Source organism: Nonomuraea sp. IBHARD001 (genome assembly GCF_056106265.1).
Genome location: NZ_JBWBBW010000002.1, coordinates 4,857,538 through 4,871,649, shown reverse-complemented (window position 1 = coordinate 4,871,649; position 14,112 = coordinate 4,857,538). Strand labels below are relative to the sequence as shown.

Below are 14,112 nucleotides of genomic sequence, written 5' to 3'. Positions count from 1 at the left end.
CAGGGTCGCTCAGCGGTCGGCGAGTACGCGTTCGGCCAGGTCGCGGGCCGGTCCGGCCGGGTCGGCGCCCGGCCGGGTGGCCCCGGCGGCCAGCAGGCCGTCGACCAGCAGCAGAAGCTGGTCGGCGGCCCTGGCCGGGCGCGGGTGGCCCAGGCGCAGCAGCTCGTGCTCGAAGAGCAGGTGCACGCGGCGGCGGTACTCGCGGGTGACGGCGTGCCCCGGGTGGTCCGGGTCGGGCAGGGCGAGATCGGCGGCCAGATAGCGGCAGCCGCGGAACCCCGGCTCGGCGACGATCTCCGCCAGCCGGTCGAACACGGCCAGCAGCCTGGCCCGCGGGTCGTCGCCCGCCGTGTCCATCGTCCGCCGGTAGGCGTCCTCGTCCTCGGCGGTACTGCGCCGCAGTACCTCGGCGATCAGCCCGTCCTTGCCCCCGAAGTGCTCATACAGCGAGCGCCTGGCGACATGTGCGGATTTGAGGATGGAGTCGACGCCGACATGCATGCCTTGGCTGTAGGTGAGGTGCTGGGCGGCCTCCAGAAGGCGTTCGCGCGGGCCGGGCGTGGTGCGGACGGTCATGGGAGAAGCGTCGCACGCGTTGACGGGTAGATCAACCGGTCTATATGGTGGTGGTAGACCGACTGTTCTATCTATTTCTGTCCTAAGGAGTACGGCATGCCTGTCCCTTCCACTGCCGCTGTCATCGACCTGTTCAACCGCGCCTTCGTCGAGCACGACCCCGGGTTGCTGGCCGGGCTGATCGGCGAAGAGTGTGTGATGGAGTCGGTCCAGCCGGCTCCGTCGGGTGAGCGCGTCGAGGGGCATGCGGCCTGCCTGGCCTGGTGGCAGGGGCTCGCCGCCGATCGGGCCACCCAGTTCACTCCTCAGGAGGTGGTGATCGCCGGGGACCGGGCGACGATCCACTGGCATTACCGCTTCGGGCAGGGGGAGGGCGATTGGGTGAGCGGGGTCAACCTCATGCGGGTCCGGGATGGGCTGATCGTCGAGGCGCTGGGGTTCAGCAAGACTGCGGGCGAGGTTCCGCTGGCTGTGGGGGGCTGAGGTGGGCGGGGCTGCCGGGGGTGGAGGTCTGTCGCCTGTCGGCTACGGATAGGTAGTTGCTCCGGGCGTGGGCGTGGGTGAGGTCTTGTCGCGCGTCGGCAACGGAGAGGTGTTCGCGCCGGGCGCGGTCGTGGGTGGGGGCCGGTCGTGTGTTGGTAACGGAGAGGTGTTCGCCTCGGGGGTGGTCGTGGGTGGGGGCCTGTCGTGTGTCGGTAGTAGATAGCTGTCACGTGTCGGCCGGGGAAAGGTGGTCGCCCCGGGCGTGGCCGTACTCGGGCAGAGGGGCGGTCTTCCTGGCCCGCACGCGGCGTTCGATCGCATCGGCGGCCCGCAGGAGGGGCGTACGTGCCAGGGCGTCGCGCAGGCGTCTGCCGGCTTCGGTGCGGGGCACCATGAGGCGGACGTTCGGGCCGATCTGCTGCTTGCGCCGGACCAGCGGCCGGTGGGCGGCCTCGTAGCGACGCAAGCCCGTGCGGTGGTCCCCGCCCGCCGCCGCGAGCTCCCCGGCCAGCAGGTACGCGCCGACCATGGCCAGTTCGGCGCCCGCGCCCGAGGCGGGGGAGGCGCACCAGGCGGCGTCGCCGACCAGGGCGACGCGGCCGTGTGACCAGGATTCCATGTGTACCTGGCCCAGCGAGTCGAAGTAGAACTCCGGATCGGCGAGCGCCGAGTCGAGGAGAGCCTGCGTCCGGCTCCACGTCTGCCCGGCGAACGCCTCGGCGACCAGGCGCTTGTGTGCCCGAACGTCTCGGTGATCGTGATCCAGTGGGCCTGATCGGAAGATGAAGTACGCCTTGGCCTGGGCGTGCCGGCCCGACCGGTAGATCCCGGCCATCGTGCCCGGCGTGTTGTACATCGTCACCCACCGATCCTCCCCGAGGCGGACATCGGCGTCGGCGAAGGCGAAGTAGTGGTCCCTGTGCCGGACGAACCGCTCCTCGGGCCCGAAAACCAGCCGTCGTACGGCGGAGTGCATCCCGTCGGCGCCGACGACCAGGTCGAACCGGCGGTTGGCGCCCTGCTCGAACGTGACGTCGACACCGCCGTCGTCCTGCGCCAGACCGGCGATCGCGTCGCCGTACAGGATCTCCACGTCGGTCACCTCGCTCAGCAGGGCGACCAGGTCGCCGCGCATGATCTCCACCGAGTCCGGGTCGCGGGTGCCGACCCTGGCGACGGCGTTGTCGTCCGCGTCTACGAACGTGATGCCGTGCACATCGGCGGCCAACTCCCGGACACGCGGCATGATCCCCATCCGCTCGGCCACCACGACCGCATCGGCACGCACATCCACACCATTACCGCCGGTACGCAACGCGCCGGCCCGCTCGACAATCGTGGGCCGAAGGCCGTACACGGCCAGCCAGTGGGCCAGGGTCAGCCCGGCGATACTCGCTCCAGAGATCAGCACCCGCTCGTTCATGAGACCTCTCCTCACGCTAAACTAAGTGAAATGTCCATTCCATTTGAGTATGTGGAAGGAGCATTCCACTTGTCAACACCCGCCCAACGCCCGACCGCCTCCGCACGACCCGCCGAGCCCCAACCGCCCGGCGACCCCAATCGGAACCGGTCCGCCGACCCCAACGTGCCCGTCATGCCCAAACGGCGTGCCGATGCCGTACGCAACCGTGCCCTCGCCCTCGACGCCGCCATGCAACTGCTGGCCGAGCCCGGTACGTCCCTCACCGTCGAGGCGATCGCCAAGCGGGCAGGCCTCGGCGCCGCGACCGTCGTGCGTACGTTCGGCGGCAAGGACGCCCTGCTCGACGCCGCCGTCGCCCAACTCCTGGAGCCCGTCGTCCAACGCTCGGCCGACCTGCTCGCCGAGACCACGCCGTACCAGGCCCTACGCACATTCCTGCGTGAGCTGATCGCCTTCCAGGCCGCCCATCACGCCATCGCCGACCAACTCGCCGACCTGAACCTGCCCACCACCACCGCCCTGCGCACCGCCCTCACCGCAGGCGTGGAACGCATGCTCGAAGCCGCCAGACACGACGCCACCCTCCGTACCGACCTCCCTCCCGACCTCACCGCCCACCTCATCGCCGAAACCACCCTCGCCATCGCCCGCTCCCACCCCACCCCACCCCTGACCGACGCCTTCCTGACCGTCCTCCTGGACGGCCTCAAACCACAGCCGACTGCCCCACCCCCTGTAGCGGGCTGAGTGCCATCTGCGACGGGCGGCGATCGCACGGCCCGGTGGCGGAGGCGGCGGGCGGCGTTGCGCGGCGGAGGCGTCGGCTTCGGCAGAGTCAATATGCAGGGGGATTGCCGACCGCGCCCACGACGAACCCAGGACGAGCCTACGACGACCCCACCACGAGCCCACGACCCCACCACGACCTCGCCCGATCGGGGCAACCAGACAGCGGGTCAACCAGACAACTGGGCAGCCGACAACCCCACGGCCCGAGATGAGGGCCCGAGACGAGAACCACCTGCGGCCGTCGTCAGGGAAGGACCGGTCTCACCCTCCGGACACGAGCATGACCATCGTGTCCGAGTCCGGCCCCCTTTCGACGGTGATGAAGCCCATGACGGTGTAGAGGCGGTGCGCGCGGTTGGCCCGTTCGACGCTCAGGCTGATGCGAGTGACGCCTCGTGCTGCGGCTCGCCGGGCCAGATCGGTCAGCAAGGCATGTCCCACCCCCTTCCCTCGCCACGACGGAAGAACGCCCACCGACAACTCCGGAACGCCCTCGGCCACGAAGCCATAACCCGGATCACCAGAGCCGAACTCCCGCAGCCAGGCCGCCCCGACCGCCCGCCCGACATCCCCCCCTCGTACGGCGCCCGCCCCAAGCCCCGAGCCCGCCCCAAGCCCAACGTCCGCCTCGACGGCGATCACGCCGAGGTCGCCCGTGCGCGGCCAGCCCTCGACGTAGTGCGCCGTTCGGCGATCGGCGAGGACGCGGTCGCGGCTGACCGCCTCCCGAGTGGGATCCCAGTTCACCGCAGCCAAGAGCATGTCCGTAAGAAAGCCCGCATCGTCGGCCACCGCCGCCCGCAACGAGTACCCGCCTTCACCCATACGACGAATCCTCCCCAGCCGTCATGCCCAATGCCTCACCGCACCCCCACTCCCCGCGCCTCCATCAACGCCAAATACCCATCCTCCAGCGAAGGCTCCAACCCCACCGCATCCACTGCCGGAGCCGTCCCCGAAACCACCCGATACCGCATCCCACCCGAGTGCGGCAGTGCCGATACCACCGTCCCCACCTCGGGCGGCGTCCCGTCACCCCGGGAGACCAGCCACACCCGATCCCGAGCCCGGGAGGTCAGCTCGTCCACCTCGCCGGTGAAGACGACCTTCCCCTTGGACAGAACGGTGAGGGAACGGCAGGTCTGGGCGACGTCCTCGACGATATGGGTGCTGAGCAGGACAGTGCGGTGGCCTGCCAGCTGGGACAGGAGGGTACGGAAGCGGATGCGTTCCTCGGGGTCGAGGCCGGCTGTCGGCTCGTCGACGATGAGGAGACGGGGGTCGGCCAGAAGGGCTTGGGCGATGCCGGCACGGCGGAGCATGCCACCCGAGAAGCCTTTGAGTTTGCGGTCGGCGTCGGAGGTGAGGGCGACGACCTCAAGGAGTTCGGAGACCCTGCGCCGCCGCTGGGTCCGGGAGTCGAAACCCTTCAGCAGGGCGATGTAGTCGAGGAACTGCCTGGCGGTCAGGTCGGGATAGAGGCCGAGGTCCTGCGGCAGGTAGCCGAGGACGTGCTTGACCGCCTGACGCCCTTGGCCGGTCGACAGGTCGTGGCCGCCGACGCGTACGGCGCCCGAGGTGGGGGTGAGCAACCCGGCCAGGACGCGCATGAGTGTGGTCTTGCCCGCCCCGTTGGCCCCGAGCAGGCCGTACATGCCGGTGGGGATGTCGAGGTCGACGCCGTCGAGCGCGCGGACCCTGCCCTTGTAGACCTTGGTGAGCTGCGAGATCTCGATGCGCATGTCAGGACTCCGTTCGGGAGGCGTGCAGGCGGGCCGCGCCGAGCAGGCCCGCGGCGAGGGTGATCATGATGGCCACCCAGGCGAAGGCGGTGAAGACGGTCGGATCGGGACGGAGGAAGTTGAGCGCGGCCTCAGGGTTCGGCCAGTCCGCGTATTCGACACCGGGCGCGTACGGGTGGAAGAACACCTGCTCCATGTAGACGTCGATCGCCGACAGCAAGGAGTTGGACACCGTGGGCATGAGCTGGGCCGGAATGAGGTTGCCCCAGAACCAGTACACGACGAAGAGCACACGGAAGATCGCCAAGGGGAGCAGCAACGGCCCGACGAGGGCCAGCGCACCGACGAAGACGAGGGCGGGCACGATGCTGGCCACGAAGATGACCGCCGCCCAGCCCATCGCCGACGGCTCGCCCTCGACGACGGCGTAGACGAGGGCTCTGCCGAAGTACGCCAGGGTGAGTGGCACGGCCGAGGCCAGGCAGACCCCGGCATACTTGCCCACCAGCCTGCCGGTGCGCCCGGCAGGGGTGACGTCGAGCAGGTCGGCGACCTTGAGCCGTCGATCGCGCACCAGCCGATCGGCGATCATGACCGCGTAGGCGATGGGGAACAGCGCCAGGCACGCCCGGAAGAGCATCACCATCGCACCCTGCGTCTCGGCATAGGCCGTGAGCAGGGAGGGTGCGCGGTAGGCCGGGCCCGCCGCCAGGGTCAGCGCCAGCGCCACGGCGTTGACCACCCACAACGCACGACGGCGCACCTGCATGCGGAACTCGTAACGCAGTGTCGCGATCATTCCCTCTCCCCTCCGAACAGCCGCTCGGTGCGCCCGAGCAACACCCAGCCGATCGCCCCCAGCACGAGCGCCACCCCGACGAGCGTCAACCTGTTGGCCAGCCAATCGCCGGGCACCGCCCCCCGCGTGGTCGCGAACAGGAACAGCAGCCGCGACCACGTCTCCTGCTGCAGCAGTGCGGCGAAGACCTGCTCCAGCGTCCACACGAGCGCCACGACGGTGGTGGCGGCGGCGACGCTGCGCAGCGCGGCTCCGGCGAGCAGGCCCAGCGCGGTCAGCCACAGGGTGGGAGCCAGCCAGACGAGCTGGCTCTGCGGCCCGGTGTGCACGGCAGGCCATCGGCCGCTCGCCTCGACGACCAGGCACACGCCGACCGCGCACGCCCCCGCCCAGCCGGTCAGCACCGCGAGCCTGCGCATCAGCGTCGTGCGGTAGCAGGTCGGCACGGTCAGCTGCAGCTCGATCGCCGGATCGCGCCCGACCAGCGCCGCGGCGGCGACCCCGGCGGCCAGCGGAATGCCCATCTCGACCGAGGCCAGCAGCAACATCTCCGTCACCGCCTCACGCGAGCCCAGCGCCTGCGCGCAGACGGCGAACGCCGCTATCGACACGGCGATGCCGGGCGGGGCGGCCAGGGCGCCGGGTCCGGCCCTGCGCACCTCGTGCGCCCAGAGTTCCACGGGTCTCATGACCATTGAGTTGCACCCCACCCCGTCCAAGGTTCACCGCCCCCGAACCGCCCTTGCTCACATCCGCCCACACCAACCTCCACCTCCACACCCACATCCACGGTCTCCGCGTCACCCCCGACCACCAGCCACTTCACGCCTCCCAGCGCCGTACACCGCCCCGGCCGCCAGCACCACGGCCAGCACGCCCGCCATCGGCCCGGTGCGCCAATCGCCACCGATCCCGCCCAGCACCGCGAGGGCATAGGCACACCAAGCGGTCACCGCCACTCCGGTGGCACCTTCAGGACTCCACCACACCGACAGCAGCAGACTGAGCCCCGACAGCAACGCCATCGGCCCGAGCCACGTCGTCACCAGAGACCCCAGCCCCATCGCATAGGGCACTGCGGAAGCGCCGAGCGCCAGCACCAGGTCGTAGCCGATCAGCAGCGTCACCCTGGCCAGCAGGATCACCCGAGGTGAGGTCGGTGTCACGCTGACCACCTCGACGGCCTCGTCGTGCAGCCAGGCGACGCCGGAGGCGGTCACCAGGGGCACCACCAGCGCGAGCACGATCTCGGCAGCCTCGTTGCCCGCCAGGGTCAGCAGCGCGGCGACCAGCATGACCAGCCCGGAGGCCCACCATTGCGCCGGATGCACGAGCCTGAGCTGGGCCAGCAGCAGGGCCCGGGTGCGCGCCGCGCGGTCGACGATCAGCGGCTCCTGCTCGCCCAGCGCCGAGCGCAGCAGCACGGCGCGGATGACGTCCTTCATCCCAGCTCCTCCCTCAGCGCCGCACGCGCGTGGTGCAGACGGCTCTTCACGGTGCCGACAGGGATGCCCAGCAGGTCGGACACCTCCTGGTGACTCAGATCCTCCAGATAGGCGAGCGCGACCACCTCACGCTGAGGAAGCGGCAGCCTGGCCAGCGCCGCCTGCACCCGGTCGGCCCCGACGGCCAGCTCTTCGGGCCCGGCGACCGGGTCGGCCTCGTCGGTGGGCTCGGCCGTGACGGGAGGCGGCAGATTGCGCAGGCGGTTGTGCGCCTGCCTGCGGGCCACGCCGAACAGCCAGGTGCTCGCACTGGAACGCCGCTGGTAGGTGCCCGCCGAACGCCAGACCGCCAGCAGGGTGTCCTGCAGGATCTCCTCGGCCGTGCCCCTGTCCCCGGTCAGGCGCTGCAGGAACGTCAGCAGCGGCCTGCCGTACCGGTCGTAGATCTCCTCCAGGGCCGCCGGGTCGCCGTCGGCGACCCTGGCCAGCACCTTGGCATCAGCCATGGCATCGTCGCCGCCCGCACGGGCGAGCCGCCGCACACGGCCTGTCAGTCCCACCGCCACCCCGTTCATTGCCAGGTGGGTAGCGCCGGGGCACGCCTGGGGTTCACCAGAGTACGGCCGGACCCGCGCGCGAGGGTTTGTTTGGCCGGGAAAGCCCGGGGGAGGAGCGCCCACGGCACAGCCGAAGGGGGATCGGGATGGACGCGGGGCTGCACGTGACGGTGAACGAGGAGGGCGACGTGCTGACCGTCAGGCCGGTGGGGGAGCTGACCTGGTTGAGTGCGCAGGGGCTGCAGGACTGGCTGAGGCAGTACGCGCTGGATCCGGTGCCGTTGACCGTGGTGGACCTGTCGGCGGTGACGTTCCTGGACTCGATCGGGCTGGCTGCGCTGCTGTCGGTGTACACGCGTCTGCGGGCGGGAGGCGTCCAGGTGGCCTACGCCGCCCCGGCTCCGCTGCCCGCCCGCATGCTGCGCATCACCGGCCTGGCCGACCGCCTACCGGTGTACGACACCGTCCAGGCGGCCAGCCAGGCGCGCTCTTGACACATCGATCGTCAGCCCTCGTCACGAGGGCGGGAGCCGTACCCCGCTGCGCGATCGGCCTGCGGCTCAATGCACAGCAGCCCCCCGGGCCGGGGTACGAGCCGACACACCGGGCCTGGCCGTACAGGGCGCTGGTGGTTGGTGATGGTGCAGGTGACGTGGGTGCGGGGCGGGATGGTGACCTTGCCGGCTGTGACGGTGAGGCGGCGGTCGCCGGAGGCGCAGTTCCAGGGGGAGGCGGTGTAGCCGCGTGGGCCGCCGCTCTCCTTGAGGGTGTAGACGCCGGGCAGGACCGAGGCGGAGGTGCCCGAGCGGCCCTTGACGGGGGTCGGGCCGTCGGCGTGCAGCAGCCAGGCGGAGGGGCGGGCGGTGCCGCCGTTGCGGTTGACGACCTTCTTCCTCAGGGTGAGGCGGCCGGGGTCGTCGCCGGGGTCGTTCGCGGGGCGGTTGTACACCGTGCAGCTGATGGCCGCGCCCTGCGGCACGTCGACGGTGAAGCCGTGCGCGCCCTCGTTGGTCGAGGTCAGGCTCTTGCCGGTGTCCAGGTTGCGGCATTGGCCGTTGGCGCCGTTCCTGGTGACGAGCGTGTGGCCCGCGTGCTGCGTCTCGGTGATCGTCACGGCGGCGGTCGAGGCCTCGCCGTACTCGGGGTGGAAGGCGACCGAGCCGGTGCCGTCGTCCGTCGTGGTCTGGGTCTCGGGCAGGCCGGTGACGCCGGGCGTGACGGTCGTGGCCTCGAACGTCCAGCCGGGGCCGGCCGGATGGGCGCCGGTGATCTCCTCGCCGGTGGCGTCGTCGTCGACCAGCTGCTTGACGACCGAGAGCGATCCGGCGCACTGGGTCAGCGCGAGCTCCTTGAGCGCGGTGCCGGCGGCCTCGAAGTCGGTGGTCTGGTAGTAGTCGGCGTCGGCGGAGTTCGACCCGGTGAAGGCCGTGGTGCCGGAGATGGCGCGCAGGTTCAGCTCGGTCAGGCCGACGACGCCCTTGCCGACGCCGACCGCGACGGTCCGGGTCTTCTTGGCCTTGATGGCGTTGGCGGAGAAGATGCCGTTCTCGACCTCGCGCAGGCGGGTGGTCGAGCCGTTGCCGCCGGTGGCGTCGTAGTAGGTGGGGTTGCCGTCGGTGAGCACGACGGCCAGCTCGTAGGTCTGGCTCGCCTTGGCGACGGCGGCCAGGCCCTGGTCCCAGTTGGTGCCCTTGCCGAGCGCCCATCCCGCGTACAGCTTCTTGAACGCCTGCGCGCCCGCCTGGGTCGAGACCGAGGCCAGGGCGGGATGGTTGGTGGTGCCGGTGCTGGGGGAGTTCTTGTCGAAGGTGAACAGGGCCAGCCGCGAGGGCGTGCCGACGAGGGAGTCGGTGAAGGTGTCGGCCGCCTTCTTCAGCGAGGGCAGCGCGCTGCCGACCGAGGCGGACAGGTCGAGGATGAGGGCGACGTCCAGGCCGCAGCGGTCGGGCAGCGGCGGGTTGACGCGCGACTGCTGCCAGACGCCGCCCGACGCGGTCTGCAGGCCCTTCGTGTCGCTGATCATGAAGTCGGCGGTGGAGGAGTGCACCTTGCCGAGGGTCAGGACGGGCGTCTGGAAGACGTACGGCGTGTCGACCGAGCCCGAACCGCTGCCCGGCCCGGTCCGCAGGCTCGGACTGACGTACCATCCGGTGGGCGCGTCGACCTGCTTGACGTACAGGCGGGCGCCCGCACGCTCGGCCGGGACGACGAAGCTGCAGTCGCCCCCGGCGTCGGAGGTGCAGACGCCCCAGCCGGGGTCCACCGGGTCGGCCGCCGCCTCCGTGGCGAACAGGCCCAGCGTCACTCCGGCCAGCGGCCCCGTCGTTTTCGGTCCGGTACGGTCGCCGCCCACCTTGACTGTGACCACGGATGTCGACGCCGTCGCCGGGGGCACGGTCGAGGCCGCCGTCGCCGTGCCGCCGCCGGTCAGCGCGGCGGCCAGTCCGGCCGTGGCCAGCCAGCCCGCCGTGTATCGCATGCTCTGCCGCATCTCACTTCTCCACTGAACGAGTCGTTGACTACATATTGTGATCGTTCGGGTGGCGAGAGTGATGCTTTGGTAGATCGGCGGCACAAACGATAAGGGGAGCTTTGGCGGCCCTTTGGGACAGCGAAGAGGGCAGGTGGGGCAGGTTGTCAGGGGGCCGCCCGTCGGCATCGGCGGGCACGTGCCTCGTCCGCGATCGACATCGGGGGAAATCGCATGCCGTACGTGACCACGCGGGACAATGTCGAGATCCACTACAAGGACTGGGGCCAGGGCAGGCCGGTCGTCTTCATCCACGGCTGGCCGCTGAACGCCGACGCCTGGGAGGACCAGCTGAAGGCGGTCGCTGATGCGGGCTACCGGGGGATCGCGCACAGCAGGCGCGGGCACGGCAGGTCGGCCCAGCCGTGGCAGGGCTACGACTTCGACACCTTCGCCGACGACCTGAACGACCTGCTCACCCATCTCGACGTGAAGGACGTGACGCTGGTCGCGCACTCGATGGGCGGCGGCGAACTGGCGCGCTACATCGGCAGGCACGGGACGGATCGGGTGAAGTCGGCCGTCCTGCTGTCGGCGGTGCCGCCGCTCATGCTGCAGGGCGACGGCAATCCGGACGGTGTGCCGGACAAGGTGTTCCAGGACATCAAGAACGGCATCCTACGCGAACGCTCGCAGTTCTGGCAGGACACCGCGATCGGCTTCTTCTCCGCCAACCAGCCGGGCAACAAGGTCACCCAGGGCAACAAGGACGCCTTCTGGTTCATGGCCATGCAGCAGTCGATCGAGGCCGGGGTGCGGTGCGTGGACGCCTTCGCGTACACCGACTTCACCGACGACCTCAAGAAGTTCGACGTGCCGACGCTGATCGTGCACGGTGACGACGACCAGATCGTCCCGATCGACGCCACCGCCCGCAGGTCCGTGGAGATCATCCCGGCTGCCACGCTGAAGGTGTACGAGAAGGGCTCGCACGGCATCGCCATGGTGCCGGGCGACAAGGAGCGCTTCAACGCCGACCTGCTGGCGTTCCTGCAGAGCTGACCTGGAGTTCCCACTCCTGTACTAGGGTGAGGCATTCACTGATCTTGATGTGCAGGAGTGGGCGTGCGCCGCTACCGGTTCGGGACGATCGCCGCCGTCGCGGCTCTGCTCTACGCGGCGCTCGCCGTGCTCGCCGTCCTGACCGCCCACTCCGGCGGCTTCCGGTTCCCCGGCGACCTCATCCCGTACGGCCGCCGCCTGCTCGAACACGGTGACCTGTCGGTCCGCGCCGCGCTCGCGGTGTCCGGGTGCGCGCAGGGGTGGGTGATCTGGCTGGTCCTGCGCGGTCCGGAGGCGGGGCGGTGCGAGGGCGGCGACCGGCGTGCGCGGTGGCTGGCCGTCACCCTTTACGCCGTCGCCGCCCTCTGGCTGGCCGATCTGGCGCTGGACACGCGATGGTCGTCGCTCGCGCTGCGGGCCGCGACCTTCGCGCTCGTGGTGGCGTGCTACCGGGCGATGCCAGGCCGCATGTGGGGGGCGCTGCTCGCCCTGGCCGTGACGGCCGTGGTCGGGGAGGCGATGGGGACCGCGCTCGGGTGGCCGCCGGACTTCCTGCTGGGGATGGCGACCCGGCTGCTGTGGTTGGTGCTGGCCCTGCTGCTGCCGTTGGGGCAACTGCGCAGCGGCCGGTGGAGCCCGGGTACGGCCGGCCTCGGCGTGATCGCGGTCGTCCTGCCGTACGCGGTGGGGCCGGTGTCTGTGGTGGTGCCGCACAGTGGGGTGGTCGCGGGGCTGCTGGGGGTGGTGCAGGTGCTCGGCGCGCTGTGGCTGGTGCGCTCCGCGCACGAGGTCGTCGCGTGGCCTTCGGGCGCGGTAGAGGGCGGTCGCCGCCCGGCCGTGCATCCGTGGTGGCCGGTCCTCTTGGTGCCGGTGCCGGTGATGATCGTGGTCAACTCCCCGCTCCCGCCTCTTCTGGTGGTGGGGGCCGGGTGGCTGGTCCTGGTGCTCGTGGTGCTCACGGCGCTGACGGGGGTACGCGCTCTGGCCTGGGGTACGGCGGCGGTGTTGCTGCTGGCGGCCGCGCGGTCGTGGGGGAGTCCCGTCGGGGCGGGGGTGGATTGGCTGGTCTTCCGTACCATGTCGCAGCCCTGGGCCGAGGTCGTGTCCGCGGTGCTGCTGGTCTGTCTGTGCGGCATCGGCGGCAGAGGGCGGGCCGTGGTCGGAGGGGGATCGGCCCTGCTCCTGCTCGCGGGTACGGCCGCCCGGAGCGCCGATGGCTCAGCGGCTGCGGCCCTGCCCGGTGCGGGCCCGCAGGGCGTGCAGCACGGCGACCATGTCGGCCTGGCCGTGCCCGAGCGCCACGGTCTCCACGAACAGCGCATGGCAGACGTCGAGCAGCGGTGAGGCCAGGCCCGCCCTCCTGGCGGCATCGGCGATGAGGCGGTTGTTCATCAGCACGTCCAGCGCCGCCGCCTGGACGCCGAAGTCGCCCGCCTCCAGCTTGGCGCCCTTGATCCGCGAGACGGCGCTGGCCATCGGCCCGGCGTCGAGTACGGCGAGCAGACGGCGCCGGTCCAGGTCGTGGCGCTCGGCGAAGTGGAAGGCCTCGCTCAGCCCGGTCACCATCGTGATGAGGAACAGATTGACCGCCAGCTTCATCAGCAGTGCGCCTGGCACGGGCCCGCAGTCGAAGCTCTCCCGGCACATCGGCGCGAGCAGGGGCCTGACCCTGGCCAGCACGGCCTCGGGCCCGGCCAGCATGGCCACGAGCGAGCCCTGCTCGGCGGGTGTGCGTGAGCCCGATACCGGCGCCTCGGCGTAGTGGCCTCCGGCGCAGACGACATCGGCTGCCAGTTCGCGTGAGTACTCCGGCGAGGTCGTCCCCATCGGCACGATCACCCGCCCTGCCACCTGCTCGGCCAGCCGGGCCGTACCCCTGCCGAGCACGGCGTCGACGGCTGCCTCGTCGGCCAGCATGAGGAAGACGACGTCGGCGCGTGCGAAGACCTCGCCGGGATCGCGGGCGACCTCGGCCCCGGCGGCGCGCAGCGGTTCGGCGCGTGCGGGGGAGCGGTTCCAGACGACGAGCGGGGTGCCCGCCCTGGCCAGGTTGAGCGCCATCGGCTGTCCCATGACGCCGAGTCCGACGAATCCGGCAACGGTCACGCAGCCGACTATGACAGCTGTCATAGTCATCCGTCTATATGCTGGACCCGGCCGCGAGGAAGGAAGACGATGACGGGCACGAACCGGGGGCCGCGCGAGCGCATGGTCTTCAGCGCCGCTCAGCTCATCCGGCGTGACGGCGTCGCCGCGACCGGCATGCGCGAGGTCGTCGCGCACGCCCAGGCGCCGCGCGGCTCGCTGCAGCACTACTTCCCCGGCGGCAAGCGCCAACTCGTCGACGAGGCCGTGGCCTGGGCGGGCCGCTACGCCGCCGCCAGGGTCGCCAGGTTCGTCGCCGCACTGCCCAGCCCGTCGCCGAGCGCCCTGATGGCCGCGATGGCAGGCCAGTGGATCGACGAGTGCGCGGCGGAAGGCGGCCCGACCGGCTGCCCGGTGGCCGCGGCCGTGGTGGAGGGCGCCGTGTCCACGCGTACGGCCGCGGCGCAGGCGTTCGCCGCCTGGACCGGGGCTGTCGCCGACGCCCTGACCGCCATGCGCGTGCCCGCCGAACGAGCCGCACCGCTCGCGACGCTCATGATCGCCGCCCTGGAGGGCGCCCTCCTGCTGGCCAGGGCCGAAGGCGGCACCCGCCCCCTGACCACGGTCGCCGCCGAACTCGGCCCCCTGCTGGACGCGGCGGTCGGCGTCTAGGGTCTC

The 14,112-nt window shown here is 71.1% G+C and carries 15 protein-coding genes; 5 read left to right on the top strand and 10 right to left on the bottom strand.

Features of this window, described 5'->3' with window-relative positions; translation table 11 throughout:
- Positions 1 to 9 precede the first annotated feature (9 nt).
- On the bottom strand, positions 10 to 576 hold the full coding sequence (locus ACTWNK_RS24335; RefSeq protein ID WP_474306795.1) for a TetR/AcrR family transcriptional regulator: 567 nt from the start codon (positions 574 to 576) through the stop codon (positions 10 to 12).
- A gap of 96 nt (positions 577 to 672) precedes the next feature.
- Between ACTWNK_RS24335 and ACTWNK_RS24330 the strand changes: the two genes are divergently transcribed.
- Positions 673 to 1,059 (top strand): nuclear transport factor 2 family protein, encoded by a 387-nt coding sequence (locus ACTWNK_RS24330; RefSeq protein ID WP_474306794.1) that lies wholly within the window; start codon positions 673 to 675, stop codon positions 1,057 to 1,059.
- 226 nt (positions 1,060 to 1,285) lie between these two features.
- On the opposite strand, the gene ACTWNK_RS24325 is transcribed toward ACTWNK_RS24330, so the two are convergent.
- On the bottom strand, positions 1,286 to 2,482 hold the full coding sequence (locus ACTWNK_RS24325; RefSeq protein WP_474306793.1) for an FAD-dependent monooxygenase: 1,197 nt from the start codon (positions 2,480 to 2,482) through the stop codon (positions 1,286 to 1,288).
- 174 nt (positions 2,483 to 2,656) lie between these two features.
- Here ACTWNK_RS24325 and ACTWNK_RS24320 point away from each other — a divergent pair, with 174 nt between their 5' ends.
- On the top strand, positions 2,657 to 3,232 hold the full coding sequence (locus ACTWNK_RS24320) for a TetR/AcrR family transcriptional regulator (protein WP_474306792.1): 576 nt from the start codon (positions 2,657 to 2,659) through the stop codon (positions 3,230 to 3,232).
- A gap of 303 nt (positions 3,233 to 3,535) precedes the next feature.
- Here the strand turns inward: ACTWNK_RS24320 and ACTWNK_RS24315 are convergent, their stop codons facing one another.
- The 6 genes from ACTWNK_RS24315 to ACTWNK_RS24290 form a co-directional block, all read right to left on the bottom strand.
- Positions 3,536 to 4,099, bottom strand: coding sequence for an N-acetyltransferase family protein (locus ACTWNK_RS24315; RefSeq protein WP_474306791.1), 564 nt, complete (start codon positions 4,097 to 4,099; stop codon positions 3,536 to 3,538).
- A gap of 35 nt (positions 4,100 to 4,134) precedes the next feature.
- Positions 4,135 to 5,016, bottom strand: a complete 882-nt coding sequence (locus tag ACTWNK_RS24310; protein ID WP_474306789.1) for an ABC transporter ATP-binding protein — start codon at positions 5,014 to 5,016, stop codon at positions 4,135 to 4,137.
- Position 5,017: 1 nt separating this feature from the next.
- Positions 5,018 to 5,815, bottom strand: a complete 798-nt coding sequence (locus ACTWNK_RS24305; protein ID WP_474306788.1) for a hypothetical protein — start codon at positions 5,813 to 5,815, stop codon at positions 5,018 to 5,020.
- On the bottom strand, positions 5,812 to 6,504 hold the full coding sequence (locus ACTWNK_RS24300; protein ID WP_474306787.1) for a hypothetical protein: 693 nt from the start codon (positions 6,502 to 6,504) through the stop codon (positions 5,812 to 5,814). The genes ACTWNK_RS24305 and ACTWNK_RS24300 overlap by 4 nt, the downstream gene beginning before the upstream one ends.
- Positions 6,505 to 6,615: 111 nt before the next feature.
- A complete protein-coding gene (locus ACTWNK_RS24295; RefSeq protein WP_474306786.1) occupies positions 6,616 to 7,260 on the bottom strand; it encodes a hypothetical protein in 645 nt (214 codons plus the stop codon).
- On the bottom strand, positions 7,257 to 7,835 hold the full coding sequence (locus tag ACTWNK_RS24290) for an RNA polymerase sigma factor (protein ID WP_474306785.1): 579 nt from the start codon (positions 7,833 to 7,835) through the stop codon (positions 7,257 to 7,259). Before ACTWNK_RS24290 ends, ACTWNK_RS24295 begins: the two co-directional genes overlap by 4 nt.
- Positions 7,836 to 7,963: 128 nt before the next feature.
- Between ACTWNK_RS24290 and ACTWNK_RS24285 the strand changes: the two genes are divergently transcribed.
- A complete protein-coding gene (locus ACTWNK_RS24285) occupies positions 7,964 to 8,311 on the top strand; it encodes an STAS domain-containing protein (protein WP_474306784.1) in 348 nt (115 codons plus the stop codon).
- 11 nt (positions 8,312 to 8,322) lie between these two features.
- Here the strand turns inward: ACTWNK_RS24285 and ACTWNK_RS24280 are convergent, their stop codons facing one another.
- Positions 8,323 to 10,308 (bottom strand): hypothetical protein, encoded by a 1,986-nt coding sequence (locus tag ACTWNK_RS24280; protein WP_474306783.1) that lies wholly within the window; start codon positions 10,306 to 10,308, stop codon positions 8,323 to 8,325.
- 213 nt (positions 10,309 to 10,521) lie between these two features.
- On the opposite strand from ACTWNK_RS24280, the gene ACTWNK_RS24275 reads away from it, so the two are divergent.
- A complete protein-coding gene (locus ACTWNK_RS24275; protein WP_474306782.1) occupies positions 10,522 to 11,349 on the top strand; it encodes an alpha/beta fold hydrolase in 828 nt (275 codons plus the stop codon).
- A 1,218-nt stretch (positions 11,350 to 12,567) separates the two neighbouring features.
- Here the strand turns inward: ACTWNK_RS24275 and ACTWNK_RS24270 are convergent.
- Positions 12,568 to 13,455, bottom strand: a complete 888-nt coding sequence (locus ACTWNK_RS24270; RefSeq protein ID WP_474306781.1) for an NAD(P)-dependent oxidoreductase — start codon at positions 13,453 to 13,455, stop codon at positions 12,568 to 12,570.
- Between the two features lie 69 nt (positions 13,456 to 13,524).
- On the opposite strand from ACTWNK_RS24270, the gene ACTWNK_RS24265 reads away from it, so the two are divergent.
- The gene (locus ACTWNK_RS24265) at positions 13,525 to 14,106 is read left to right on the top strand and encodes a TetR/AcrR family transcriptional regulator (RefSeq protein WP_474306779.1); all 582 of its coding nucleotides are present in this window, start codon (positions 13,525 to 13,527) and stop codon (positions 14,104 to 14,106) included.
- Positions 14,107 to 14,112: the final 6 nt, after the last annotated feature.

What these genes read in the sequence shown, in the direction of transcription:
- ACTWNK_RS24335 (WP_474306795.1), bottom strand. Translation starts at nt 576, where the DNA reads ATGACCGTCCGCACCACGCCCGGCCCGCGCGAACGCCTTCTGGAGGCC.
- ACTWNK_RS24330 (WP_474306794.1), top strand. Translation starts at nt 673, where the DNA reads ATGCCTGTCCCTTCCACTGCCGCTGTCATCGACCTGTTCAACCGCGCC.
- ACTWNK_RS24325 (WP_474306793.1), bottom strand. Translation starts at nt 2,482, where the DNA reads ATGAACGAGCGGGTGCTGATCTCTGGAGCGAGTATCGCCGGGCTGACC.
- ACTWNK_RS24320 (WP_474306792.1), top strand. Translation starts at nt 2,657, where the DNA reads ATGCCCAAACGGCGTGCCGATGCCGTACGCAACCGTGCCCTCGCCCTC.
- ACTWNK_RS24315 (WP_474306791.1), bottom strand. Translation starts at nt 4,099, where the DNA reads ATGGGTGAAGGCGGGTACTCGTTGCGGGCGGCGGTGGCCGACGATGCG.
- ACTWNK_RS24310 (WP_474306789.1), bottom strand. Translation starts at nt 5,016, where the DNA reads ATGCGCATCGAGATCTCGCAGCTCACCAAGGTCTACAAGGGCAGGGTC.
- ACTWNK_RS24305 (WP_474306788.1), bottom strand. Translation starts at nt 5,815, where the DNA reads ATGATCGCGACACTGCGTTACGAGTTCCGCATGCAGGTGCGCCGTCGT.
- ACTWNK_RS24300 (WP_474306787.1), bottom strand. Translation starts at nt 6,504, where the DNA reads ATGAGACCCGTGGAACTCTGGGCGCACGAGGTGCGCAGGGCCGGACCC.
- ACTWNK_RS24295 (WP_474306786.1), bottom strand. Translation starts at nt 7,260, where the DNA reads ATGAAGGACGTCATCCGCGCCGTGCTGCTGCGCTCGGCGCTGGGCGAG.
- ACTWNK_RS24290 (WP_474306785.1), bottom strand. Translation starts at nt 7,835, where the DNA reads ATGAACGGGGTGGCGGTGGGACTGACAGGCCGTGTGCGGCGGCTCGCC.
- ACTWNK_RS24285 (WP_474306784.1), top strand. Translation starts at nt 7,964, where the DNA reads ATGGACGCGGGGCTGCACGTGACGGTGAACGAGGAGGGCGACGTGCTG.
- ACTWNK_RS24280 (WP_474306783.1), bottom strand. Translation starts at nt 10,308, where the DNA reads ATGCGGCAGAGCATGCGATACACGGCGGGCTGGCTGGCCACGGCCGGA.
- ACTWNK_RS24275 (WP_474306782.1), top strand. Translation starts at nt 10,522, where the DNA reads ATGCCGTACGTGACCACGCGGGACAATGTCGAGATCCACTACAAGGAC.
- ACTWNK_RS24265 (WP_474306779.1), top strand. Translation starts at nt 13,525, where the DNA reads ATGACGGGCACGAACCGGGGGCCGCGCGAGCGCATGGTCTTCAGCGCC.